17 protein-coding genes are annotated in these 25,689 nt (G+C 42.7%); 3 read left to right on the plus strand and 14 right to left on the minus strand.

Translation table 11 applies throughout. From position 1 onward, the window contains the following. The first annotated feature begins 2 nt into the window (after positions 1-2). A complete protein-coding gene (gene fucP / locus B2746_RS17235; RefSeq protein ID WP_290796457.1) occupies positions 3-1,337 on the plus strand; it encodes an L-fucose:H+ symporter permease in 1,335 nt (444 codons plus the stop codon). A 4-nt stretch (positions 1,338-1,341) separates the two neighbouring features. On the opposite strand, the gene B2746_RS17240 is transcribed toward fucP, so the two are convergent. The 9 genes from B2746_RS17240 to B2746_RS17280 all read right to left on the minus strand — a co-directional run bounded on the left by B2746_RS17240 (position 1,342) and on the right by B2746_RS17280 (position 14,786). Next, positions 1,342-2,424, minus strand: a complete 1,083-nt coding sequence (locus B2746_RS17240; RefSeq protein WP_290796460.1) for a GTP-binding protein — start codon at positions 2,422-2,424, stop codon at positions 1,342-1,344. Next, complete coding sequence (locus tag B2746_RS17245; RefSeq protein ID WP_290796463.1) at positions 2,421-5,021, minus strand: GH116 family glycosyl hydrolase; 2,601 nt, start codon at positions 5,019-5,021, stop codon at positions 2,421-2,423. Before B2746_RS17245 ends, B2746_RS17240 begins: the two co-directional genes overlap by 4 nt. Positions 5,022-5,034: 13 nt before the next feature. Then, a complete protein-coding gene (locus tag B2746_RS17250; protein ID WP_290796466.1) occupies positions 5,035-8,133 on the minus strand; it encodes a GH116 family glycosyl hydrolase in 3,099 nt (1,032 codons plus the stop codon). 130 nt (positions 8,134-8,263) lie between these two features. After that, on the minus strand, positions 8,264-10,225 hold the full coding sequence (locus B2746_RS17255) for a hypothetical protein (protein WP_290796468.1): 1,962 nt from the start codon (positions 10,223-10,225) through the stop codon (positions 8,264-8,266). Positions 10,226-10,246: 21 nt separating this feature from the next. Beyond that, positions 10,247-11,572, minus strand: coding sequence for a hypothetical protein (locus B2746_RS17260; RefSeq protein WP_290796470.1), 1,326 nt, complete (start codon positions 11,570-11,572; stop codon positions 10,247-10,249). A gap of 21 nt (positions 11,573-11,593) precedes the next feature. Further along, positions 11,594-12,466, minus strand: coding sequence for an acyl-CoA thioester hydrolase/BAAT C-terminal domain-containing protein (locus B2746_RS17265; RefSeq protein WP_290796473.1), 873 nt, complete (start codon positions 12,464-12,466; stop codon positions 11,594-11,596). A gap of 63 nt (positions 12,467-12,529) precedes the next feature. Then, positions 12,530-13,108, minus strand: a complete 579-nt coding sequence (locus B2746_RS17270) for a Crp/Fnr family transcriptional regulator (RefSeq protein ID WP_290796476.1) — start codon at positions 13,106-13,108, stop codon at positions 12,530-12,532. Between the two features lie 8 nt (positions 13,109-13,116). Beyond that, positions 13,117-13,860, minus strand: coding sequence for an SDR family oxidoreductase (locus tag B2746_RS17275; RefSeq protein ID WP_290796479.1), 744 nt, complete (start codon positions 13,858-13,860; stop codon positions 13,117-13,119). Continuing rightward, positions 13,857-14,786 (minus strand): ketopantoate reductase family protein, encoded by a 930-nt coding sequence (locus tag B2746_RS17280; RefSeq protein ID WP_290796482.1) that lies wholly within the window; start codon positions 14,784-14,786, stop codon positions 13,857-13,859. The genes B2746_RS17275 and B2746_RS17280 overlap by 4 nt, the downstream gene beginning before the upstream one ends. A gap of 80 nt (positions 14,787-14,866) precedes the next feature. Here B2746_RS17280 and B2746_RS17285 point away from each other — a divergent pair, with 80 nt between their 5' ends. Next, the gene (locus B2746_RS17285; RefSeq protein ID WP_290796485.1) at positions 14,867-16,309 is read left to right on the plus strand and encodes a PLP-dependent aminotransferase family protein; all 1,443 of its coding nucleotides are present in this window, start codon (positions 14,867-14,869) and stop codon (positions 16,307-16,309) included. 6 nt (positions 16,310-16,315) lie between these two features. Here B2746_RS17285 and B2746_RS22850 read toward each other — a convergent pair whose 3' ends face one another. From B2746_RS22850 to B2746_RS17295, 3 genes are all read right to left on the minus strand, one after another. Beyond that, entirely contained in the window at positions 16,316-16,552 is a 237-nt protein-coding gene (locus B2746_RS22850; RefSeq protein WP_414655285.1) for a hypothetical protein, read from the minus strand. A 367-nt stretch (positions 16,553-16,919) separates the two neighbouring features. After that, the gene (locus tag B2746_RS17290) at positions 16,920-18,056 is read right to left on the minus strand and encodes a PepSY-associated TM helix domain-containing protein (RefSeq protein ID WP_290796488.1); all 1,137 of its coding nucleotides are present in this window, start codon (positions 18,054-18,056) and stop codon (positions 16,920-16,922) included. After that, positions 18,056-20,380, minus strand: coding sequence for a TonB-dependent receptor (locus tag B2746_RS17295; RefSeq protein WP_290796491.1), 2,325 nt, complete (start codon positions 20,378-20,380; stop codon positions 18,056-18,058). Before B2746_RS17295 ends, B2746_RS17290 begins: the two co-directional genes overlap by 1 nt. Before the next feature lie 148 nt (positions 20,381-20,528). On the opposite strand from B2746_RS17295, the gene B2746_RS17300 reads away from it, so the two are divergent. Continuing rightward, entirely contained in the window at positions 20,529-21,146 is a 618-nt protein-coding gene (locus B2746_RS17300) for a porin family protein (RefSeq protein ID WP_290796494.1), read from the plus strand. Positions 21,147-21,214: 68 nt separating this feature from the next. On the opposite strand, the gene B2746_RS17305 is transcribed toward B2746_RS17300, so the two are convergent. Further along, positions 21,215-22,921 carry a caspase family protein gene (locus tag B2746_RS17305; RefSeq protein ID WP_290796497.1) on the minus strand — a complete coding sequence of 569 codons (1,707 nt, stop codon included), beginning with the start codon at positions 22,919-22,921 and terminating at the stop codon, positions 21,215-21,217. Positions 22,922-22,932: 11 nt separating this feature from the next. Further along, positions 22,933-25,689 (minus strand): hypothetical protein, encoded by a 2,757-nt coding sequence (locus B2746_RS17310; protein ID WP_290796500.1) that lies wholly within the window; start codon positions 25,687-25,689, stop codon positions 22,933-22,935.

Below are 25,689 nucleotides of genomic sequence, written 5' to 3' on the forward strand. Positions count from 1 at the left end.
ATATGAAGCCTGCCAATAAAAAATCCCTCTTCAAAGCAGAAGATGGAACCAGTTATCTCTTGCCCTTTGTGTTTATCTGCAGCCTTTTTTTACTATGGGGATTTGCTCATGGATTTCTGGATGTACTTGACAAACATTTTCAGGACCTGCTGCATGTATCCAAAGCGCAAAGTGGATTTGTACAGTTCTCTCTGTATATAGGCTATCTGGCAATGGCCATTCCAGCCGGCTTGTTTATCAAACGATTCGGCTACCAGCGGGGAATATTATTTGGACTGAGTCTGTTTGCCATTGGAGCTTTCCTGTTTTATCCGGCTGCAAAACTGGAAGCATTTATTCCGTTCCTGTTGGCACTTTTTGTGCTGGCATGCGGATTAGCTTTTTTGGAAACAGCCGCCAATCCGTACTCCACTGTATTAGGAGCAAAAGAGCAGGGTGCACGCCGGATTAATATTTCCCAGTCGTTCAATGGATTGGGTTGGATACTTGGTCCATTGATTGGAGGACTTGTCATCTTTGGTGCAGACACTGTTGGCGAAGAAGAAAAATTTGATTCGCTGGTACAACCTTATATGGCAATCGGACTGGTAGTTGTGGTGGTTGCAATTCTCTTTCTGTTCATCAAATTGCCGGAAATAAAGGAAGAGAAAGGCCAGGAAACCGAAGAAGATCCTCCCATGAGGAACCTGCTGAAACATCCGGCCTTTATTGCAGCAGTTGTTGCACAATTTTTGTACGTGGCAGCACAAACCGGAACCAATTCTTTTTTTATCAATTATGTTATTGATGCCATACCGAATTTGAAATCTCCCATTAGTTCCATTATGCAGGAGCTTGGTTCATTTGGTTCTTTCTTTATGCCAAAAAATAATGAACAGGCAGCATCCCTTATTCTGGCAATTGGTGGCATGGGCGCATTCTGGCTGGGTAGGTTGAGCGGTTCCTATCTGATGAAATATTTTGCACCCCATCGGATGCTTGGAATTTATGCCATCGTTAATGTAGTACTGGTTGCATTGGTATTACTCGACAGTGGCTGGTTATCCGTAATAGCTTTATTCAGCACCTATTTCTTTATGTCAATTATGTTTCCAACCATCTTTGCCTTAGGTATTTCAGATCTTGGAAGCCTTACCAAAAAAGGAGCTTCCTTTCTGGTAATGGCCGTTGCAGGTGGCGCTTTTTGTCCGCCTGTAATGGGATTAATTGCCGATCATTCCTCCATGGCTACAGGATTTATTTTACCGCTTGGCTGTTTTGCTTTTATTGCCTGGTATGCTTTCCGCGGAGTAGGAAAATCAGCGAAGCAGGCTACTGTCAGTTTTAATCAGCATTAAGCAATCAACTGGAGATCCGGTGTGTAGGAGTGGGAAAGCCTGGTTGAAAGGCAGCCATTTCCTTCACCCGGATTTGCATGTCTTGCTGCTCCGATACCAACTTATAAATCGATTCTGATACCAGCTGATGCAGGTGTTCAGGAACAGTCTGGATGCGTGCATTAATCAGTAAGCCGACTGAATAAATTTTTTCTTCGCTTACAGATAATGGTTCCCAGGCTTTATCCATGTTGGTAAAGCTGATTTTTTCCTGGTGCTTGCCATATGTAAGAAAAAATTTAAGATGACCAATGGGTAAATAATGTTCTTTCAGTTTCCTGTAAATACCTTCCATGAGCTGGTGTGTAAGTGCAGGAGCTGTACCTTTATCCGATTCAATTTCCAATTCTTCATCCAGCCAGGCCAGCATGGCTTCCCCCTTGCCATAAATGGAATAATCGATTTCCAGTGATCTTCTCTTTTCTGCGGGTTCAAATTGCTCAATAGCACTGAGCCATTCCAAAACATCCTCCGGATTGTTGGAGTTTTGAAATAAAACCTGCTTTCCCGGAAACATATTCAACAACAGTTGGTGAAGCGTTTCCCATTCCTCTTCTTTCAGCAAATCCACCTTACTGATAACCAGGATATCGGCTTCTTCCAGTTGCTTATCATATATGTATTGGACTGTGCTGTCAAATTGAAGGGATCCATGGTGGGCAATTTTCAACAACATACCGGCATCCGCAAAAATGCTTACCACAACAGTTGCCTCAGGTCTGAATTGCAATAATGGATTTACCACCGTTGCAATCAAGTCGGTACAGGATCCTACTGATTCAGCAAATATGATTTCCGGCTCAAACTGATTCGATATACTATTGAGGTGTTTATCCAATTCCGGAAAACGGCAGCAAAAACATCCATTACGCACTTCGCAAACCGGAAAATTTTCCGCTTTCATATAGGCACTGTCTACCTGCTGCATTCCCTGATCATTGGTAATTACAGCAGCCTTTCTATCCATGCCATAGAGTATACCACAGGCTTGGCGTATAGCCGTACTTTTTCCGCTTCCCAGAAATCCTCCTGTCAGAACGATTTTCATATCTTTTTGGCCCCCATTCCTGCACTGCTTGTTTTCTCTACCTGAATACTGCCATATACGACATCGATGTTAACTTTTCCATTTCGGTATTCAACGGTACCAAAGCCGGTTTCGGTTGAAATAAAACTGGTAAAATCACCCAGTTTCGAATCGATGTATAGTGTTTTGTCTACCGCATCATAAAAGAGCCCGGTTAATCCTTGTAATAACCCATAACTCGATAATGCTCTGCCATACCAGCTGCCACATTCATATTCATTAAAAGGATTTCGGATTTTACCACTATATCGTTCTCTGCAGGTTCGAACAATTTCCAATCCCTCCTTTACTTTGCCCATCAACATGAGGTGAGAGGCCACCTGGTATTCAATTCCGGTCCATACTTCATCACTGTAAACAAATGGGAGTGATAACTTTCCACCCTTTGGCCAGCTGCATAATAATAATCCGCCTTCCTTGCCAACTGCATAAGCCGGACGTTGCGGATTGGCATGTTCGCTTAAATCTTTCTTCAGATTGTATTTATGAACTGCAAGAAGGTGATTGGTAAGTTTGGTACTATCCACCGGATCAGGCAAACCGCACATCCGGGCTATCCATCCACCCAAAACACCATCCGATAAACAGCCGGTTCCATACTGATATTTGGGGCCTTCTTTCTCCAATAATTCTACCGCCTCTTTTGAATATTCACCCCCGAATGTTTCTTTGGACGCCTTTACCGGATCGGGTGCATTCAGCCCCTTATACTGAATTTGCTGGATGAAATATTCTCCGTTGTACAGTTCCGATTCCATATAGGCTTTACCTTTTTTGTAAAGCTGCTGATAGGAAGACATGTTCTTTTTCAGGTGATTGCCCATCCGTATAAAAGCATCCAGTGCACCCAGGTAAAAACTGGTGCACATGCCATCCGGTCCCCAGAATTCAATGTCATAGGTATTATGATGCGGTTCTTCCAATATGCCTTTTCGTTTGGGATCCCAGGTTCGGATGCAGTAATCCAGGCTTTTTTGTACCAGTGGGTACATTTTTTTCATCCATTCCATATCACCGGAAATTCGCCATTCACGGTATACTTTCATGATACCGCCTAATTGTCCGTCTGCTGCTGCATAAAATTTATGTTCAGCCGGACTAATAGGCGAATTCGAGCGAAAGTTTTGGTGTCCTTCTTCATTCTGGCTTTCACAAAATTCAGTATGCCGAAGACTGCGTTCGAGTGTCGGGAATAAATGTGCAATCGCCTGTGCATAATTCCAAACATGGGTGCAGGATCCATGACAACAGCCGCCTTCATCACCACTTCCTTCAAAATTCCATAAACGGCCATCGTATTGGCGCATTACTGTGGGTGTTTTGAGTATGGTTAAATTGGCAGCAACGGCTTCTATAACTTCAGCCGGTAAACTGGTTGTATAAAATGCAGTTGTAAATTGATTGGTTGTTTTAAGCAGGGAAGCATATTGCTGCTTCCAGTACTCGCTAATTTCAGTTATGGATTTAAATCGACTGGCATACCAGGGGCGATAAACCGTTGATGCGGTATCGATCGCAATACCTAATTCAGCGGATAAATCACAGTTGCCGGCTAGTCCTCCTTTCTCCTGATTTTTATTAATATCCCCTTCCTTCAAATCGGAATACGGCACATACCAGGCCATTAAAATGGTGATTGTTTTTTTCTCACCCGGACCCAGCCGGAACGGTACAAAAACGGAAGCACCCGGTGCGCCATCCGATACAGGTTCACTGGTTCGGACAGTGCCATCTTTGATGGTATTCCATAACATTGTGAGGGGATCCCACCAGCCCCCACGAAACCAACAGTAATCCACAACCGCTTTTGGATCATCCGTGAAAATGGCAAAATCTCCTTCTGCAAATGGCTTGTCTTGTATGGATGGTTGGGATAATACAAAGCCCTGCTGCATTTTTTTGATGCTTCCTTTTTGATCGGGCAGGGTCATGAAATTTCGGGAATTGTAAGAGAAGACGGCTTCTTTGGATTCGCCGGATTTATTATGGAAATGATATTCCAGTGCACCTGCGGGTAAACTGGAATTATCTGCATCACCGGGAATGAACGGGCTCCATGTTTTTATTGTTACATCAAAAGGGAATTCAGGATCCTTTAAGGACAAATTACCAAAGGGAAACCGGGCTTCGAAGCTGGCATCTGTAAATCTGGGTAAGCCATAGGAGGTGAGGGGTGCTCCATTCCCGGTTGCCGGACGACCAAAAATTTTCCATTCAGGAACCGGCCCTTCCACCACTTTGGCGGCGCCACCTTTAATAGCAATAGCTGCAAACATGGTCGGTTCATGAAAAAGCTGTGGTTTATGCCGAACTGACATATGAGAAATGGCGCCTGATCCTTCCACACAAAACATTCCGGCACCAATACCCCCAATCGGAAAGGCCAGCCGCCGCAGATTTTCTCCCGAGTAAGCCAGGTTGAATGAATGTTCCTGCTCACCCGACCGGTGCCACCCGACCGGTGGCACCGGTCGGGTGAAGCCAGGTAGTACGGTAGCACCCAAACCGCCGAGGGTCAGGTTGCGAATAAAATTCCTGCGTGGATTTTTAGCTGACATGCCAGAATGATTTTTATAATGTTATACGAATAGTAAGCTCGTTTCCAGGCAGCAGATTGATTTCCTCAAATAAAATCTCCAACTGATTGCCAGATTTTTTGAATTGAGCCGGAATCTCTTTGTTTCCGATTTTTACAAGCAAGGAAACTGGCTGTGAAACAGTTTCAACCGTTACCGATTTCAATGATAATTTACCCCAGGCCAGTCGCACAGTATTTTCCTGCACATTATCTTTTCTTGATTGAGAAATATTCCCCCATCCCTCAGCAGCAGTAAAAAAGCTTTGGAATTTTTCAGGATGGATTCGTGGTGCAAAGGAGAGCTGTTTACCCGGACCGTCATATCTATAATCCTGTAAAGCCAGCAGTACACCCCAACTTGCCAATGCACGGGCATAGTGATCACCACATTCAATTTCATTCCAGGGATTGTGTTTGGCCGGATTATAGCGGTCATGTACAGCTTTAACTACAGACAAGCCTTCTTCAATCATGCCTTCAAAAATCATATTGGTAGCAACCTGATATTCAATGCCGGTCCAAACTTCATCACGGTACCGTACACCTGCTTCGCCCATATGTTTGCTTTTGGGCCAGGTAGCAATGAATAAACCAGCCTCACCCGGATGCGCATAATCACGCTCTGGTTTATGTACACTGGTTTGCACCGCTACATCGGGAGCCCAGTTATAGTTCCAAACAGATTGAAGGGTTGTTTTCACCATGTTTTCCGGATACAGGTAACCGAGATTATTCAGGTGTGCCCATGTTTGTCCGAATAACTGATCACTCAAACAACCGGTTCCATATTGTGCCAATGGATGTTTGATAAGATCCACGTCCTGCACAAAATATTCACCGTTCCAAAGTTTATCAACGCTGCCTTTGGATCCATTGGTGAAAATGCTGTCGCAACGTTTTGCAAAAGCAGTATCCTTCATCAATATGGCCATATTGGAAGCGGCTTTCAAAGCACCGAGATACAATCCGCCTACATACGTATTGGCGCCAAAAAAAGCAATATCATAGGTGTTTGCCTGTTCTTTTTCTATGAGTCCGTCTGCATTTCCGTCTTCCTTAATAATAAACTCGGTTGATTTTTTGATGCGTTGCCAGTTGCGGGAAAGAAAGAATTCATTTTTTGATTGCAGATGTTCGCGATAGGCTTTTAAAATAGCACCTGCATGTCCATCTATTAAGATACCACCCCAGCCATTTCGTGCCTGTATACCACCGTCTTCCTGAAAAGAAGTTCCATAATCGGTTTTCTCCCTGATATTTCGTTCCAGTTCAGGAAACAGTCGGGATACGGCCTGCGCATAGTTCCAAACATGGGTGCAGGTTCCAACGCAGGAACCAACACCTTCCCAGGCCCAGAATTTATCAGTCGACCACCATTGGCAGGTTTCGGTTGCCAGTGTGGAAACGGGCATCATAATACGCTGGTTAAGCCAATAAGGCAGCGTTGAATTATTATAATAGGTATCGTGAAATAAGAAGGTTTCTTTCTGCAGCCTGGCCAGATTCGATTGCAACCAGTCAGCCACATCCAGCGAATGATCAAACCAGTTCGCATACATATTACCAATAGCTTCTCCATCAGTTGGGATTGGTTTGTTCCAATTCCCACCTTCTCCATATTGCATTGGTCGATTGGGAAAGAACCAGCTTAACAGGAAGGTAATTTCTTTTGACTCACCGGGTGCAAGTACAACCGTTGTGCCCGCTGCACCTACCAGTTTCTCATCAAAAGGCTGGATGGCTTCGGATACCGGCGCATCAGTTGTGAGTGGAGAATACCTGGCTGTTGCCCATGAATGACTCCCTAAAACACTCAATGATATATTTCCATAATAAGGATGATCATCCGGAAAAAAGCGTTCCGTAGCAGGCAGGTTACTGAACCGGATATCATCCACATTGATATGTCCCCAGCTACCCATTTCATTATCTACAAATTGCAGACAGGCTTTTTTGCCCTTCCATTGTTTAACGTCCCAGCTAACTGATTCAAGGGCTTCAACACTGGCCCCGGTAATTGTTTTCACCAATTTATTATCCACCAACAAATTCACACAGGTTTTTCCGTTATGCGGACCACCACCAACTTTCAAATTAATGAAATCATTGTTTATAATAAATAGGGGAGAAGTCAGTTTGCCGGTTCCGCTATCGCCATAGGCGGTCAATTTTGAGTTGACCAAAAAGCTGCCTTCAATTCCGCCTCCAAAATCCGCTTCTGCAGTTGCGCGCGTAACGGGACCTTTACCAAAGGCGTTTCCTTCCACTTTCCATTTTCCGTAGGTGCCGGATTCAAAATTTTCAAATACCGTTTCTTTTCTAACCGGAAGTGGCTGCACCTGTCCTTTGATCAGATCCATGGTAACCGATTTTCGGTCGCTTGTTGTAACAACCCTGTTACGAAGGTTTCCTGCTACCTGATACTTCAGATCAATTCCAACCAGGTTTTGCAACCAGCCGGTTAAAGCCACTTCCATTTTTTGATTGGATGTGTTCGTTAACCGGTATTGAAGTATGGTGGCAGGTGTTGCACTTTCCCTGGCATTCAACGGAATAAAAGGAGAATAAACAGTGCCTTCCACCTGCAGGGGGAGTGGAGCTTTTTGCGACTTGTAGTTGATTTTGGCAATGGGATATTCGCCGGTGAATTCGATGTCATCAAACTCTTTTTTACTGAGTTCACGGCGGATCGTTTTCCCGTTTTGTGTAATGGAAACGGCAAACCCCTGATCGATATAGCTAAAGGGTTCGAAGGTTTGATAACAAACTTTCCATGGACCAAGTGGCGTTTCAAAGTTCAGCAACCAGTCAATTCCATATCCGGTATTGTATGCATTGTTGGCGATCCACCAGTTGGCAAGGGTGCCATCTCCCCGTACATAGAGTTGTCCGGCTGCAATTCCTCCCACCGGCATACCAATTGTTTCGAGTTCCCTGCCTTTGTATGGTTTTCTTTCGGTACTCCAGAGTGATTTTTTCCAGCCCTCCGGAAGGTTCTTGTTTAGCGGCACTTTGTGACTTGGGTGCAATTCCTGGGCATTGGCAAGTAAAGCAATACTTTGTACGAAGAATAGAAGAGGCAGCAATCTCATAAATAAACGATTATTTAACTGCCTGAAATTAATGCTTATGCGTTTAAGCAAATCATTAATTCAATCATTCTACGGATTTGGAATAATAATTTACGCAATTGGGATGATTGGTGATAATCAATAGAAAATTCTATTTCTTGTTCAGGGTTTCTACAGATTTTTGATGCCAGTAGGCAGCAAGTTTTTTGTTCTTTTTTACCCCATGTCCGAGTTGATAAGCATCACCCAGATAGTGCATGCAGGAGGCGTCACCCAATTCAGCCCCTTTGCGATACCAGCTAACGGCTGTTGCATGATCTTTTGGCACGCCTCGTGCATCATAGTAGGCAGCTCCCATAAGATAATGGCATTTTCCGCTACCAAGGGCTGCTCCTTTTTTAGCCCATTCAACCCCTCTCTGATAATTCCCACCCTTTGTTCCAAAGGAAGGGAATATATAGATAGAGGCAAGTTCTTCGTACGCACGCAAAGATCCCTGCCGGGTCGCCAATTCATAATAATGAATGGCTTTAGCCTCATTTACACCAAGATTATGCCGGTTATATTGATAAACATCTGCCATTGCCAGCATGGCATCCACCGAGCCTTTTTCAACGGCCGTTTCCATCAGTTGAATTCCCCTGGGTACATCAATAGAAATACCTGCGTAGCCCCATAGATAATAATTTGCAGCCCGATACAAGGCTGTAACATTTCCAAGTGCGGCGGCATTTTGAAAATAGCCGAGTCCGATTTTTTTATCGTAGTTAAGTTGACCAAGTTCAAAATAAGCAGCTGCAGACCCGTTTAATCCGGCTGCTATCAGCCACCTGGTTTGTTGTTCTGCGCTTTTGGGAAATGTCCCGTTTTGATATTGATCGGCCAGATAATGTTGTGCACGTATATCGGGTGTTTCTGCAGCTTTTATAAACCATTCTTCAGCGGTCTTTAGATTTTTCGCAACACTAAATCCATTTTCATAAAATGCACCGATGGCCATCATCGCTTCCGGGTTATTTTGGTTGGCTGCTTTTTTAAAAAGCTCCAATGCCTCCTCATATTTTTGAATTTGTGCATAATGTAATCCTAAACATACCCATACATTTTCATCCCTGCCATTTACCTCCGCCATTAAAGTAGAAATCGCTTTAAGCTTAAGGCCCAAGGCCTTTGGTTTATCTTCTTTAACCCATTCTGCATCAATATAGGCTTGTCCGAGTTTATAAAGTGCCGGACCATAGCCTGCATCTGCAGATTTTTGGAGCCACTTTACTGCCGGTTCAAACTCTTTATGTTGAACAAGAAAAAGCCCTAGTGTATACATTGCTTTGGCATCTCCATTTAATGCAGCTTCCAGCATCTGGTAGGTGGAGAAAAGTCCGGGATAAGATTCCTTACTACTAACATACTCCCTCGCCTGAACCTGATTTCCATAAATCCAAATACCATTATAGGTCTTTTCTTTGATACCATTTTTTTCTACATAAATTTTTCCTGCACCATTTGGAGCCCGGTCTCTGATTGAACCTACATAAGTACTACCATCAGGATAGCTTATTTTGCCTGTGAATATTTCATCTTCTTTAAACTGTCCGGTATAGGTAAGGGTGTTTTTACCAATACGCACGATTAAGGTTCCTTCTATCCGTTCACCATTTTTAAATTGACCAGCGTAGGTTTCTGTTGGACTACTATGATAGGTGCCTTCTCCATGCGGTTGCCCATTCAGCCATTCACCTTCATAAATCAGCTCCTTTTTTGCATTGTACCAGGTGATTTTTCCTTCCAACTGATCCTGCTCCCAGTGGCCTTCAAATTTTTCCCTGGAGGCGGTAGTTAGTGTACCTTTTCCCTGGCGTTCTCCATTTTCCCAGTTACCTGTATAGGAATCACCGTTCGTCCAGGTATAGGTTCCCTGCCCATTGAACAAACCATCTTTCCACCCCCCCGTATAGCTGGAACCATCTGCGTATTTGCAGGTTCCCTGTCCGGTGAAATCAGTTTTCAGAAAAGCGCCGCTGTAGGTATTGCCTGCCTCATCTTTAAGGTTGTTCTGCGCCTGACAGATTACTTGTGAGAAGGTATAGATAAGTATAAATAGGATATTTTTCATTCTAAATATTCAAGAGTTAGCTTATTTCATCTGTCCAAACCAGAATCCTGTTAATATATGGTAACTGGTAACATTCCGCTTAAAGGGAATGGCATCAATTAAAATATATTTACCAGTTCCGGGAAGGAAACCATAAACTGCAATTTCATTCGCAATCTGGTTACGTGAATCGTCGTATTTGCCGGGTTCAATCTTATTGAATGCAGCAAACATGAGTAGCATATTATCTTTATTATCCTGAAAGGCTTGAGGCGGAATACCATGCGTTTGACTTTTCAACGACTCACCTTTGCTTGATCCTGTACCAATTTTATAATCGCTGTAAAATTGGTATCCATTTTTACGAAACTGCTTCATATTCCAGGTGCAGATCAGGTTAATAGCCGGCTTTTTTCTAACGTTGGAACTTGAGCCAGCTAAAATACATTCATTATAAGGAGCGTAAACTACCGGCTTCTTTCCGTGAAAGTAAAATGCCCAATTGTTAACCAACCCATCCGGAAACGGATAATGTTTTGAGCTTGCTATATTAAACATCTCATAATAATCAGTGCCCGATTCCTGTTGCATGTTCTTTCCAATCTGGTAAAAATTGTCTCCTACATAGTCTAAACTGGTGATCCGCTCATCTTTTAGAAGCATTTCGCCGGATAGATCCATTAGGTCTAAAATTGTTTGATTGGAATTGGTTTGAATACTAATAGTAAAATAATGTGTATCGTTCAATGGAATGATTCGCATTACGTAGATATCCAAATTCGTTTTGGGGATTATTTTTTTTAAGATAATCTCCTGATCCCCCTGGTTATAATAAATATGGCATATCGGTGATGGAAATTCAACCCACTCTCCATTATAAAATTCCTTTCCGGAAAAGTAACGAGCTTGTATTGACTGCGTTTTAGCCAGTTCCATGATTTCACGATCTTTTGCATCAATCGTTTTGACTATTCGATCGGGACCAGAACTTGTTTTGCCTGAAGAACCAGGAGCCACCAGTACCAGTTCATTCTCCCGCGTTTTCTGGCGTTGAATGGCCACTTGTTTTTTTTGCTCCTCTACAGCTTTGGCCCGTTCCATTTTTCGTTGCTGTTCCTGCTGAACTCGTTTCTGTGCAGCAATTTTCTCCTGTTGTTTTTTCTGCTCCCGTTCTTTTTTCTGTTTTTCGTGGCAAATGGAACAGATTGCATCAATACAGGAAACCGTGCCTGGTGAGTTTTGTATATACTCACAACCCGGTGCACAGGTTTTATGTCCCGACTGCGCCTGGGTGAGTTGATGGAAAAAAATAATATGAATCAATAAAAAGACTCGTAAAAAAGGAGTTTTTGGGTTTAAACTGTTCATGACCTCACTAACAGTTTTCGTTTAATTTTTATTGCCCACCATTAATTTTTTAATATCTGAAAAAAAATGTTCAGCTAAAAAACTGAATATCTTATCAAAATGCCTGGTTGGCTCCACATGCGTGCCTTCATAAATAGCCAGTTCATAGGAATGCTTAAAATGGTAGCTTTTTAAACGGGCTGCCATTTTTTTGCCCATCTCCACCGCCGGAATTATTTCATCCCGGGTTGCGGCCATCAATAAAATAGGACCATTAATTTTTTCTACCTGAATCAATGCTTTTTTTTCAGCGATACTGTCCATAAGCATTGCTTCAAAACTGCTCCGTAAATCCTGTTTCATCATAAAAGGAATGGCCGCTTCATTTACCGGAACAAAGGGCAACTCTTTTCCTTTATAGGTCCAGCAGGAACTGGTGAAATCCTGGGTATGTCCGGGAAACACCGCATGACTGGCAGACATCGCAATAACACAGGAAATATCGGAATAGTAAGTTCCAATTAATAAAGCCAGATCTGCGCCTCTTGATCCGCCTATCAATGCAATTTTATTCCCATCTATCAAGGGGTGTTGTTTAGCTGCTGAAATGGCATTGTAAACCTCATCCAGGGCGATTTTATCCAGTATGGCGGGTGTTCCTTTAGAACCGAAATACCCAACAGCCAGGAATGCATATCCTTTTTGAATGAATTCCTCTCTGGTTTTCTGCCAGTACCGGCTGGCCCAGGCATTTCTTCCTTCTGATCCGCCAAATCCAACAACCAGGGGTTGCTTATTTCCAATTCCTTTGTATAAAATAGCCTGCACATTGGGGGTATTTAAGGTATCCTGTGAGTAGCCTGTATTGCTGCTGTACAGAAAAATGGAGAATAGAATAATTAGTAGGTTTCGCAAGTGGATTGTTTTTTACAAAGCTGCGGGATCAACAGTTAATATAATTTGATCTGGATCAAATAATCAGTTGTCCGCCCTGATCCGGCTCAGCGTTTCCTGTGTTATACCCAGATAGGAGGCAATCATACCCAGCGGAATCCGGTGGTAAATATCGTGGTAGGTTTGTAAAAAATGCGCGTATTTTTCTTTGGCTGTGGTAAACCGCAACGATGCAATCCGCTCCATCAAATGACCGAATACCGTGCCCATCGATAATCTTGAATAGCGTTCCATTTCAGGAAACTGATCAAAAAGTTGGACCAGATCATTTACGTGCAAACTGAACGCCTCCGTGTTTTCAATGGCATCGATATAATAAATGTCTTTCTGCCGTGTTATAAAACTTTTCGGCGAATTACACCATTCGTTTTCAGCCGGAAAATATTCACTGATTTCTTTTCCGTCTTTCAGATAATAGGCCCTTACCAGTCCGGATATAATAAAATAGGAATGCGTACAGACTTTATTGGCATCCAGTATCAGTTCTCCTTTTTTGAAATGTACAAAACCCAGTTTTTCGTTCAGCGCCCGTTTGAGTTCATCTGAGAGGCGAATATATTTTTCAAAATGCCGGAATAAATGTTCAACTGGTGGAGAATTCATCCCTCAATCTAACGCCCTCCGGTAACATCAACAAATATTCCGGTGGAATAGGAGGATTTTTCGGATGCCAGCCAGATAATGGCCTCGGCTACTTCTTCTGCACGACCGCCTCTTTTTAAAGGGATACTGTCTTTCAGCCGGTTGATCCGATCCGGTTCTCCACCTGCTGCATGGATCTCTGTATGGATAAAAGCCGGACGTACCGAATTCACCCGAATACCTTCCTCAGCTACTTCCTTAGCCAGCCCAATAGTCAGGGAATCCATGGCGCCTTTGGTAGCTGCATAATCAATATACTCAAAAGCTGCACCTGTTCTGGATGCGATGGAGGATATATTTACAATGGTTCCGCCGTTCCCGCCTTGTGTTATAGACATCCGTTTAATGGCCTCCCTGCAACATAACATGGGACCGATAATATTGGTTTCAAACATTTCCTGCAAACGGGTATTGTCCATCTCTGCCAGTTTCTTTTGGTGCAATAAAATCCCCGCATTATTTATCAGGGTATCAAGTCTTCCAAACCGGCTCTCTGTTTCTTCAAAAAGCCGGATGATCTCCTTTTCTTTGGAAACATCTGCCTGCAGGGAAATTGCTTTACCGCCACTGTTCTGAATTTTTTCCACTACGGCTTCTGCAGCAGCTTTATTCCTGTTATAATTTACCACCACGGCATACTCATTTGCAGCAGCCAGTACTGCGGTAGCAGCACCGATACCTCTGCTGGCACCTGTTATTAACATCGTTTTCATATTGTATGATGTTTATTCGATTTTAGTTTGATTAATTCGCCCAATAGCAGGATTTCTTTCGCCTGTTCCTGAATTCCCAATGATGTTGCAATGCGCACCAATTCAAAATTCAGGTGGTCGATTTCAGTTAGCCGATCATGGAGGATATCCTGTAAGGTGGAAATTAACTGACCATCCGATGCCCTGCTGATTTTTAATAAACCATCTTCTATTTTCTCTGCATAAATAGTAATTCCGGCCTTCTGTGCAATCTGTACACAGGAATTAATTAACCGGCGGGCAAGCTGTAGAGCTTTTTCACTTCGGTAAAAAATTCCATTATCAATTGCCAATAAGGGACATACTGAATTAAAGACAGTATTCATGATGGTTTTTTCCCAAACAATGGTACGAATATCATGAGAGGGAGAAAATGGAAATAAGGCTGTATTCATCCTGTCCACCAATAATTCTAATTCTTCATTCGATCCTTTTGTTATACCTACCGGCGACTCTTTTACCGGTCTGAACCGGAACATGTTTTCACCCATCTCCTGACAGGTAACAAATAACACAGACCTGTATACAAATTTGAAACCGTGCTCAATGAAAGTTGCTTCAATCCCTAATCCATTTTGCATAAGGACCAACGGATAATCAGTTCCTTTATTGCAAAGTTGACCGGCTAATGCGGCATTCCCAAACGCTTTGTTGGTGAGCAGTACGATTCCTTCAAATTGGTCAATGCAGTCCAACGTAACTGTTTGTACAGAATAGGTTAGAAGGTTGCCATCAGCAATCTCAATTGTTATATCCTGGATTTTGCTGGTTCCATCGTTCACGCTGCCTCTCACCAGAACTGCATTTTTGCCAGCATGGAGCAGGAATACCGCCAGCGCTTTACCAATTGCACCTGCTCCAATTATATAAATTGTGGAAGAATACATAAATCAAATTTCGATTACCTGTTGGAGCAATAACAGGGACAGTATTGTTATTTTCGTTGGTAACAGTTTATAAGATGCATATGAAAGCTAAAGCTGCTAAGGCCGATTTCGCCTATCTGAGAATAGCCGATACTATTGAAGAACAGATTTTGAATGGAACCCTGGAACCCGGACAAAAACTTCCTTCTATCCGAACCATCTGCAGAGAATACGGCATCAGTCAGAATACCGCACTCAGTGCCTATCATACACTGGAAATAAAATTACTAATTGAATCCCGGCCACAATCCGGTTATTTTGTACGCTTTTCAAAACGGAGACTGCCATCGCTGCCTGCTGTTACCAATCCCGCTGCAATTGCTCATGATGCAGACAATGATCGTATTGTACAGGCTGTTTATGAGAGTTTGGGAGAAGAAGGGCATTTACCACTCGCCCTGGGTTTTCCTGCCAACGGATTATTGCCTGTTGCAAAGCTGAATAAAAGTCTGGCACAGGCTGCCAGGTCTTTAAATGGCTCAGCAGTATCCTATGAAAAAACGGAGGGTAATGAAAGGTTACGTCAGCAAATTGCCCGTTGGTCCTTTGCGATGGAAGCAAATCTGAGTTCCTCCGATATAATTACTACCAATGGCTGTCTCAATGCAATTTCCTATTGCCTGATGGCGATCACTAAAAAAGGCGATACGGTTGCCATGGAAAGTCCGGTTTCTTTTGGGATGTTGCAATTGGCAGAAGTACTGGGACTAAAAGTGCTGGAACTGCCAACCGATCCGCAAACAGGTGTGGATATAAATGCACTCGAAGATGCTTTGCGGAAAGGGCAGATTAATTGCTGTCTTTTTATCAGCAATTTCAGCAATCCGTTGGGCAGTTGTATGCCGGATGAGCATAAAAAACAAGCAGTTCAGTTATTGACGAACTATTCAATTCCGCTGATTGAAAATGATATAAATGGCGATGTGTATTTTGGATCCAAACGTGCAAAGTCCTGCAAAACCTACGATGAAGCCGGACTGGTTTTATGGTGTGGATCGGTTTCCAAAACCCTGGCTCCGGGGTATCGGGTAGGATGGGTGGCACCCGGTAAATTTAAAGCGGAACTGAATCGAATGAAACGGTATCATACCATTTCCAATGCATCTCTTACACAGGCAGTGATTGCTGATTTTTTGGAAACAGGGCGATATGAGAAACATCTTCGAAAACTCCGCCAAACCCTTCAGGCAAATCTTCATCAATATAGCACAACTATTGCCGAATATTTTCCGGAAGGAACAAGCGCAAGCCGGCCACAGGGTGGATTTGTACTTTGGGTTGTATTGCCTGAGGAAATTGATACGATGTTGTTGTATGAAAAATGTTTGCAGGCGAAAATCGGCTTTGCTCCCGGTAGAATCTTTACGCTACAGAACCAGTACAATAACTGTTTACGATTGAATTATGGATTGATTTGGAATGATAAACTTAAAAACGATCTGCAGTATTTGGGAGAGTTGATTTCCAATGTTAATTTGATATGATGCAAATCAACAGTTGCATTTATTTCGATCCACGTATGTTTTTTTTCCTGAGTTGTTTAAATAATAACACCCTCCTGATGGCCCCTTGTAAAGTTGTCTGCCATTGTGTGTTCCACATCCAATACTTGTTGAATTAGACGGTGAATCTGTAGATGACCCAGCTGGTGTAAAATCATTTTCAATTGGATCGGCTTTTCCGCATGCTATAGTCAGCAAAATTGCAATTAGTGTAATAATACGCATATGGGTTTATTTTTTGTTGCCAATGAATTTAATCTGAATTATTTATTGAATATTATGGTTTCCCGTAAAGTCATACCATAGCTATTATTTATTTTAGGATAAATTATTGTTTATGAAAAAGTATTATGTAAATAAGCAGGCACAAATTAATGGGGATCATGAAGTACATGTAGAAGGATGCTACTGGATGCCAAACCAGATAAATCTATATTATTTAGACGAACATGTTTCTTGCGTTACTGCAGTTATTGCTGCAAAAAAGATATTTCAACAAGTAAATGGATGTGTTCATTGTTGTAATTCATGCCATACTCAATAACATTAACAATACCATTTATCGATAGGAGAATTGCTGATTTGCGGATAGCTATTTCTTTTTTCTTTTGTTCCACCACATGATATATCCGGTTACAGGTAATGCAGCACCAATTAAAGAAACAATAAAAGCCAATATTCGGGTAGGAATTCCTCCAATACTTCCGGTGTGTAAATCGAAATTGAGTGTCACCAGGCGATCTCCCAGCGCTAATGTGGAACCGGATCTGATTTCCTTTATTTGGGTGCCGCTTCCATCAAAATAATACCATCGGAAGGATCCGGTTCTATTTGGTTTCAACCGCACCTGAATATCGTGTTGGTTTTGGTTGCTGTTGCGCAAGCGAATCGACATCATATCAGCCTGGCTGTTATTGGCCAATGTAAAATATAATGCATTGTCTAGTGGATCACTGAAAACCCCGGGAATGGTTTGGGGTTGTATTTCTTTTTTTAGGGTTGCATCTGAAAACTGGTTAAAAAACCGGACATAGTTTTTTTTAACGGATTCAAAGCCAAATACAAGTCCGGTGAAACTAAGTATAATGGCAAAAAACAGACTATAAAACCCCGACACATTGTGCAGGTCATACACCAGTCTTTTCCATTTGACGGAAGTGTTTAGCCAGATGGCTCTTCTTAGATTTTTCCATTTCCAGTTCCTGGGCCACCACAATACCATTCCGGTAAGCAGTAAAACTAAAAACAGACTGGTAGCAATATTCACCAGTAAAGCGCCCATTTTTTTTCCCAGCAAGAGGTTCATATGCAGTTGCAAAACCACCTGAAAAAACTCGTATTTGGTATTCTCTACAAACCGGATATTACCTGTATAAGGGTCAAGAAAAACACGCTTGTAGTATTGCTGATACCTGCCATAGCCAAATGCAGCTTCGTCTGTTTTCTGTGCCCGAAAAATCCAGGTACGATTGCTGGCCGGATATAAATCGACTCTTGTTATTTTTTCATTGGCCGGTAAAGCAGCCTGAGCAAGCTTTGTCAGATTGCTCAGGGGCAGCGGTGTGCTATTATCTGTTGGCGTTTCAATCAGGTATCGGTCTGGATAAAATTGCAATTTTAATTCATCATAGAAAGTATAGATACAACCTGTTATGCAAACAACAAATACAATTAACCCACTGAGGATCCCCAGCCATTTATGAATCTGAAAAAAGAGTTCCTTTTTCATTAAAATTTGTACCCGATATTAAGCGAAGATACCGTACCCGGACCTCTGAAATAAGTGGCATTATTGGCTCCATACTGGCTGGAAACAGGGTAGTAGGTGGTATTGAAAATATTTTCTATACCTATTCCGAGACTCCAGTTTTTATTGATTGAATAGGCTGCCGACAAATTGAAAAGATTCACTGCTTTCACCTCGCCTTCATTTCCCCTATAGAGTCCGTTGCTGCCTTTATCAAATCTGTTTCTGCTTCCGGTATTCAGCCAGAATAATTGAATATTCATTGATTTTTTTGGTGTGAAGGATAAATAACCGGTTGCTTTTGGAGGTGCAATTCGGGTACCGTTCAGGTAATTTTTTGTTCCATTGTCTGCCTCGGATTTTCCTTCCACAAAGGCATAGGAGCCGCCGAATTTCCATACTTCTGATGGAGACACATTTAACGTTAGTTCAAACCCCCGGATCGTTTCTGGTAAGCGTTGCGGCATAAAATAGCCGCCCACATCCACTAATTCAACGCCTAGTTTGGAATGACTGATAAAATAGGCTGCCGTAAAATCAACAATGCCCACTGTACTGGAAAATCCGATTTCATAATTATTGGTAATGATTGGGTCGGTTTTTAAACTATCCAGATCACTGTCTGTAGCCCGACGCACGATTCTTCCCAATTCATTGATGGCAAATCCCTGTGAAAAGCTGATGAAGGGATTAAAGAATTCGTACTTATTGTACCGTAATCCTGCATTGAATGTAGCACCATTATAAGGGATTTTACCTCCTTTAACGGCAATGCTTCCTTCATTACCCGGACCGGTTGCGATGGTATTAAAGTCCTTGATTGTAACCCGGGCATTTTCATACCGAACACCACCTTTGAACACCAGATTTTGAAAAATGTCCAATTTCGCCTGGGCATAGGGAGCCAGGTTCACCATATTCATATTGGGGATATATACCCTGCCATCGGTAAGATCCTGATTGGTTTTATCATTCAGCACATCCAACCCATAGCTTAATTCAAGCAGCCGGTTGCTGATTTGAATGGGCGTATGCAGGTTTAGGCGTACCCCTTTTTTGCGGGAGTTGATCTTGGTTTGTCCGGGCCCGTACCAGGCAGTGGCATTTGCAACATATCGATTCATTGAACGAAATGAATTCATATAGGCCGTGATGTCAAGCTGCGTGTTACCAAACAGGTTTTTCTTGCTGAAGCTCAGCATGGCATTGTGATTAAAGGGCGTTCCTGCCGGCTCACCCGGGTCGTCGCCTCTTATACCAATTGCCGGTGTTTCACCGAATTTTCCGGTTTGTGTAATGTATTTCGCATGGGAGGTACTTGAATAAAAATTGTAAAAAGCCGTGATGCTGCTATTGTCTGAAATTGCATATCCGACCTTGGCAAATGCATTGTATTGATACGAATTGGAAAGTCCGTCTGTTTGTCCCAAAACGATCCCGTCTCCATCTCTTTGCACACCCATGTATTCCACCGCTCCACTGGCTACATAATTCCAGCGGTTTTTATGACCGTATATATTTTGTGCAACCCGATAACCACCTGTGCCTGCACCATCAAAAGGCTGTATCGTACCTCTCAGAGTGGTTGTTCCTCCAAAAGCCGGATCTGATTTTCTGGCTGTTTTGGTTATATAATTAATAATGCCTCCGGCAGAACCATTGCCATAGATAGAAGTTGCTCCTTTTACTACTTCCACCCGCTCAATTACTCCGGGATCAATGGTTCGGAGATCCCGCTGCCCGTTCATGAGTGGCGTGGATTGCGGTATGCCATCTACCAGTACCAATACCTGTCTTCCGCGCAGGGTTTGTCCGGCATTGGTAGCACGATTGGAGGCAGTAGCAAGTCCTGGTACTGTATTACCCAATATGGCAGACAGGTTGGTGGCAATCTGACCTTGACTGGCGATGTCTTTTGCCGTTAATATGGTTACAGAAGAAGGTACAGCTGAAATATATTCCGATCTGCGTCCGGCGGTTACCACTACATTTTCGAGATAAGCTCCCTCTTCCAGTACAATTTTAACCGGATTAGTTATGGTGTCTGCTGCAAGAACTGCTTCATAAGGCTTCATGCCAAGTGATTCAACGCGCAAACGAAAAGGGTTATTGCTTGTATTATTATACGTAAACAGTCCAGTATTATCAGTTAATCCTATATGTTTCCCATTTATAAGGATGGAAGCCATATGAACCGGTGTTTTGTCGGGATGGCTGACCTGTATCCGGACTTCCTGGGCTAAACAACAGGTTCCAACGGTGAGAGAAATAATGGAGATAAGTATTCGAAAAAAGAACTGATTCATCATTGTTCAATTAAGGGATTTATTACTGCGGGGCCAAAGCTAGCAGCAGATGATGGATCAGCTGTTACGATATCAGGAAAAAATATGCCAATAAATTATGAGATCTCAAAACCGCGTATAATTTTGCAGGATTAAAATTAACTTTACCATGAGAAAAACCCTTCTTAAGCCATTGGGAATGGCATTTATTGGCCTTATTTCTTTTTCCTCAGCTTCATTTGCACAGATTAGTGTGGGTCCTGAATTAGGTTTCACCGCCTCCGGTTTGTATGACCAGGATGCAGACACTTATGCCGGCGCTAATATTCACGGAGGTGTTACCGCCCATTTTCAGTTGAACCATTTCCTCGCAGTACGCCCTTCTGTTTTATTCAGAACCGGAAAGATGAGTTACGACGATATGGATGAAATTAAACTGAGTCGCATATCCATTCCCGTTCCTATTATGTATTCGCATGTATTTGACAACAGCAGTACACTTTTTGCCGGACTTGGACCAAATTTCATGTATAATATGTCGGGTAAATATTCATCCGACGGTTGGTCTGAGGATATTGAGTTCGGATCTGGTGACGAGCAATTAAAACGCATGGATATAGGTGTTCAGGTGAAAGCCGGATACCAGTTTGCCAATGGTATTGCATTAAGCAGTTTTATAAATATTGGTACGACGAATCTTTACAACACAAGTGAACAAAAATTACGTTCACTGGACGCTATAGGTTTCTCGGTTGGCTGGATGTTTGGCAGCCATTCAAGTGAATAAAAATTTTCATTCGACACCAAATAAAAAAGCATTTCTTTCGGGAAATGCTTTTTTATTTGGGTCTGTTTTTAATATTCCATCTCTTCCATCATCCGCATATTATAGGTAGCCACTCCTGCTTTTATATAGAGCAATATAACAGAACCCATACCCGGACGGAATATTCCGGATGGTGCGCATTCATTGGCATTCTGAAATTTCTTTATTGCTGCAACGGTTGCAGGTCCGGATTTTCCGTCAACAACAATTCCCGGGGTACCGCCTTCAGCTACTGAAACCTGTTTGAGCAATTGCTGAATCAGCCGTACATCTCCAGCCTGGTTACTGCCTCCGCTTCCAACTGATTGCAGGATTCTGTTACTGCCTGTTTCATGTTCTTCAGGAGTATCATCTGTAATAGGTTCCGGATCCATTACAGGTTCTTCCACTTCTCCTGCCATAATAACCTGGAAGGAGGGTGCCTGAGCAAATTCACTGTCCTGGAAAGATACCTTCCATCCATTCCAGCTGTAATCGATTGTGGAACCGATTCTGAAGTAGATTATCGGAGCGTGTTTTAAGGCCTCCCAGGTATAGGACTTCATGGTATAGGTATCTCCTGATTCGAGTGCATAATTGTTTTGTTCATCTCCATAGCTTGCATAAAAATTACTGCTGTTTCTGCTACTTTCATGTGTGGCAGTATTAAACAATTGGGGGTCGGTTGCAAATTCAACATAATACTGCGGATTGCCTGCTTTGTCCACATTGAAACCGGGTGGCAAGCTGGCTGCATTCCAACTGGTTGGTGCCTGCATGGAAGGCAGGGCCGAAGGTGTTGTATTGGTTCCGGATCCGCTTCCAGCGCTGCTGCTACCTAATATGCAGAAGGGTTTCTGGGCTTCAAAAGAGGCAAGATTAGTTCCAAGTGTCATGTAATTCGGTGTCTGATCAGATGGCATACCTGCAATTATATTATCATAAAATGTTCGGTAGTGACCACTGAAACTACCATTATTCCAAACGGTCAACAATCGTCCTGTAAATACTCCGTTGGTTGCACCATCTCCGCTTAGTTGATTGTCCTGGCATCCGGAAATATAGATGAGGGAAGCGTCAAATTCATTGGCGGCTTTTGCATTTTTTGTCAGAAACTGAATATTCTGGTACAGGGTTTTATTCTTTACATAGTTTTGCAAACCGGCTGCAATAGGAATACTTTTCCGGGTTGGTCCAACCAGTACAGAACGGGATGGATGTTCTTCCAGTTGTTTAGAGAATTTGCTGATATCGGATTCATCAAAAACTTTACGCAGCGACCGTTTACCCGGATTTTTTTCGTGCAAATAATTTAAGAGGAGCATCCGTACCATTGATCCGCTATGGCAGCTATCCGAGGTTACAAAAATGCGAACGCCCGCCGCAAATTTATTCCAACAGGTATAGAGTTCATTATCGATCAGCTGGCGGTCATATAAGATCCAGGTTTCATTCATGCCATCTTCTTCCTCACCCGTTTCATCGGGTACCTGGCTTCCATGTCCTGAATAGGTAAGCAGAAAAATATCACCACTGCATAATTGGGAAGCAGCATCATTTATTTTTTGCAATACATTCATCGCTGTTGCCTGTCCATCCAGTAATTGCTCACTGGTACTGAACCCGGCTTGTTGGGCAATTGAACGCATGGAATTGGCATCATTGATGCAACCTGCTAAATCCGGAATAATGAATCCGGGATACTGGCTGTTATCCACCCGGTTAAGTCCGATGTGGAGGGAGATTCCTCTTGACATAAGTTGATTTTTTAAAGATTGATATAGATGATGTTTCCTTTATCACTAAGATCCTGTTCTATAAAAGCGGACTGTACGACCGTTTCTGTCTGATCCGATTTTACCAGTTTGGATATTCTGTATTCGATTACCCGTTCCAATAGAAAATTGGTAACCGGCATTTGTATATAAACTTCCCGACTTCTTTCCTGTGCAGTAAGTTCAAGCATATTTTCCCCTGTACTACTTTTTAATTTATAGGTGATTTCGGCACCCGCCAGTTGTTCTTCATTAAAATCCGTTGTACTGAGAAAGATGACCTGGCATTGTACATCTTCGATATAATTATTGATCTGTTCCAGTTCAATCGGACTTGCATCGATCACCTGGTATTGCGGAATGAAGCCAAGGTATTGATCCTCCGGAATTGTTTTTTCCAGACTGGCAAATCCTTCGATTTCTTCCAGGAGTTCCAGCTGAATGGCCGCTCCTGTACTTGTTTTAGCCAATATTCCGGAGAATTGTAGCCGGTTTTCTGTACGATTTAAAAGTTTCAACTGACCGGCTCCATCATAGGAAATACTTGCATGCCCATTAAGCCATTCTCCACCAATTTTCTGCAATCCCGGTTGAAGTCTGCTGGTATATTTTTCGGTTGCTGAGAGTACTGTTGTGAACAGACCATTGATCGCATCTCTTTCGAGCATTTCCAACAAAATCAGGATGGAACTGATATCGGTTTCAACCGTCAGCCGAATGAATTTTCCATAAGGAACTATTCGGGTGCTTGTGCCTGTCATATGATCCAGCGATAAAACCGATTCCGCAGAACCAGCCGGTATTTCAGTGAGGTAATGCAAATTGGGTGGATAAGGAGTAAGCCTTGCACATACTTGTTCCAGGTCATAGCGGGTTTCCGGATTCAGATCCGGAATAAGTGTTGCATCCAATACCCATTTGCTGGTGCCGGTAACGGCGTCCAGGGTGGAATAAAGTAGAATCATTGGCTTGAATACTTCTTTTCCCTCTTCTTCCACCTGCTGTCTTCCAATTATATAGTTGGTTGGAACTACCAGAAAATCGTTCGGTACATTGGTGGACCGGAATAGTTTATACTGATCTGTATCCAAATCAGGAACAGGGCTATAAAAGGAAGGAGAAATTTCTCCCAGTTTATAGGCTTCTTTACAACCAATGGCCGTGCTTGCTCCGGCTGTTTCTTCCAGATAATACTGACCATATTCAACACAGGGAAAATGCAGCTCAATTGATTGGGATCGTATATAACTCTGTTTTTTGTATTTGACAGTTGGTTCAATCAACTGGGCCAATACCACAGGCTGCAAGTGTGTAATTGGCTGGCTAAGGATATGGGCATTCAGTTTGATCGCACTTGCCAGTGCCGGACGAAAACTCCTGTTTGGTTTGATCTGCGAGATTTTAGCTCCAACAATATTTTGTAGTTGCAATAATTGCGGTTCCACTTTGGAATAACCGGTAAAGGCCAGCATAACCTGAAGGGTCAATTTTGGTTCGGTACCCGAGATAGCCGCATAACACATACGGATGGCATTGTTCAACAGCCGGAAAACCAGTTGAGTTTGTTCTCCCGTTCCGCTTTTCATTTCACTGGGAACAAGCGATAGCTTAACAGTTTCCTGCTGATCGTTTACATAGGGAATTTCCAGTAGATAATTCACCTGATCCAATCGGATTGGACGGATGGTTTTACCGGGATGCGCAGCCAATGCCTCCGCTTTAACTGCCTCGCTGATAGTGCAATCTACTGTGATATGAAGCGATCCTTCCAATACCGGTTTTCCACCTGTATCTGTTAATCCGGTGTTTTGAAAACTAAAACGAAAGGCCGATTGATCCGGGCTTGTTTGCAAATCAGGAACCAGGATCCGGAATTCGGGTAAGGCAAGTACTTCCTGCTCATTTCTGCGGTTCAACCAAAACCTGGAAGATGCATCCGTAATTATTGGGTAATCCTTTATTTTTTCCTGTCCGGTTAAGGCAATAGTCCAGTTTTCAAGGCGGTGTAAATTGATTTTGGTATCAAATACCAACTGTTCCTGCTTTTGGATGGACAATAGCGGAAGAGAAGCGGTTGATAATTGGGCAAAATTAGCATTGACAATACTGCCTCTTTCCAATTTACCTGCAATAGGCGGATTAATTGAGCGGGTTGCTTCATTCCCTTTTATTTGTTCCGGTATTAATCGGTAATTATTGTAGACAGGATCGAAATATTTAAAACTTACCTGATAGTTTTCAAATACATGTAGCAGCTCTTCCAATGATACCTGGCTTCTGATGGTATACTGATGCTGACTGGAGGATATGTATACTTCCGATCTTATTTTCAGAATAAGTCCTGATTTTTCCTGCCGGGTAGCTTTTAAAAAAGCATTGGCTGCATTTGCCGGTACAGAAAGCTGCAGCTGCGTTTCTGTTCCTGAAAAGTTTTTTTCCAGCAAAGCCTGGTTTCCTGATTCGTTTTGCAGGACAATCTGTAATGTGGTCATCGTTCGCAATACGTATCCGCCTGTTGCAGACTCCGGCAGGTTCATCGATAACCGGATGCTGGCTGTGGCACGTTCGGGTTCTATCCTGCTTACTGATTCTTCAATCGAAGGCAAATGATCCATAAAAAAAGTAAAAGCGTTGTTGCTGCCTGACAGCACGGGGTAAATATTGATTCTGCCCAGCTCTTCTTCCAGATAGGGCCAGCCTGTTCCATTGGCAAGGAGCAGGGTTTTTTCCTGTAATGTTTCTGTAGACAT

Source organism: Flavihumibacter sp. UBA7668 (genome assembly GCF_002483205.1).
Taxonomy (GTDB): Bacteria; Bacteroidota; Bacteroidia; order Chitinophagales; family Chitinophagaceae; genus Flavihumibacter.

Excerpts from the sequence above, each read along its gene's own strand:
- B2746_RS17240 (WP_290796460.1), bottom strand. The coding sequence starts at position 2,424 with ATGAAAATCGTTCTGACAGGAGGATTTCTGGGAAGCGGAAAAAGTACG.
- B2746_RS17290 (WP_290796488.1), bottom strand. The coding sequence starts at position 18,056 with ATGAAAAAGGAACTCTTTTTTCAGATTCATAAATGGCTGGGGATCCTC.
- B2746_RS17245 (WP_290796463.1), bottom strand. The coding sequence starts at position 5,021 with ATGTCAGCTAAAAATCCACGCAGGAATTTTATTCGCAACCTGACCCTC.
- B2746_RS17280 (WP_290796482.1), bottom strand. The coding sequence starts at position 14,786 with ATGTATTCTTCCACAATTTATATAATTGGAGCAGGTGCAATTGGTAAA.
- B2746_RS17305 (WP_290796497.1), bottom strand. The coding sequence starts at position 22,921 with ATGTCAAGAGGAATCTCCCTCCACATCGGACTTAACCGGGTGGATAAC.
- B2746_RS17310 (WP_290796500.1), bottom strand. The coding sequence starts at position 25,689 with ATGTCTACAGAAACATTACAGGAAAAAACCCTGCTCCTTGCCAATGGA.
- B2746_RS17300 (WP_290796494.1), top strand. The coding sequence starts at position 20,529 with ATGAGAAAAACCCTTCTTAAGCCATTGGGAATGGCATTTATTGGCCTT.
- B2746_RS17275 (WP_290796479.1), bottom strand. The coding sequence starts at position 13,860 with ATGAAAACGATGTTAATAACAGGTGCCAGCAGAGGTATCGGTGCTGCT.
- B2746_RS22850 (WP_414655285.1), bottom strand. The coding sequence starts at position 16,552 with ATGCGTATTATTACACTAATTGCAATTTTGCTGACTATAGCATGCGGA.
- B2746_RS17250 (WP_290796466.1), bottom strand. The coding sequence starts at position 8,133 with ATGAGATTGCTGCCTCTTCTATTCTTCGTACAAAGTATTGCTTTACTT.
- B2746_RS17270 (WP_290796476.1), bottom strand. The coding sequence starts at position 13,108 with ATGAATTCTCCACCAGTTGAACATTTATTCCGGCATTTTGAAAAATAT.
- B2746_RS17260 (WP_290796470.1), bottom strand. The coding sequence starts at position 11,572 with ATGAACAGTTTAAACCCAAAAACTCCTTTTTTACGAGTCTTTTTATTG.
- B2746_RS17285 (WP_290796485.1), top strand. The coding sequence starts at position 14,867 with ATGAAAGCTAAAGCTGCTAAGGCCGATTTCGCCTATCTGAGAATAGCC.
- B2746_RS17255 (WP_290796468.1), bottom strand. The coding sequence starts at position 10,225 with ATGAAAAATATCCTATTTATACTTATCTATACCTTCTCACAAGTAATC.
- fucP (WP_290796457.1), top strand. The coding sequence starts at position 3 with ATGAAGCCTGCCAATAAAAAATCCCTCTTCAAAGCAGAAGATGGAACC.
- B2746_RS17295 (WP_290796491.1), bottom strand. The coding sequence starts at position 20,380 with ATGAATCAGTTCTTTTTTCGAATACTTATCTCCATTATTTCTCTCACC.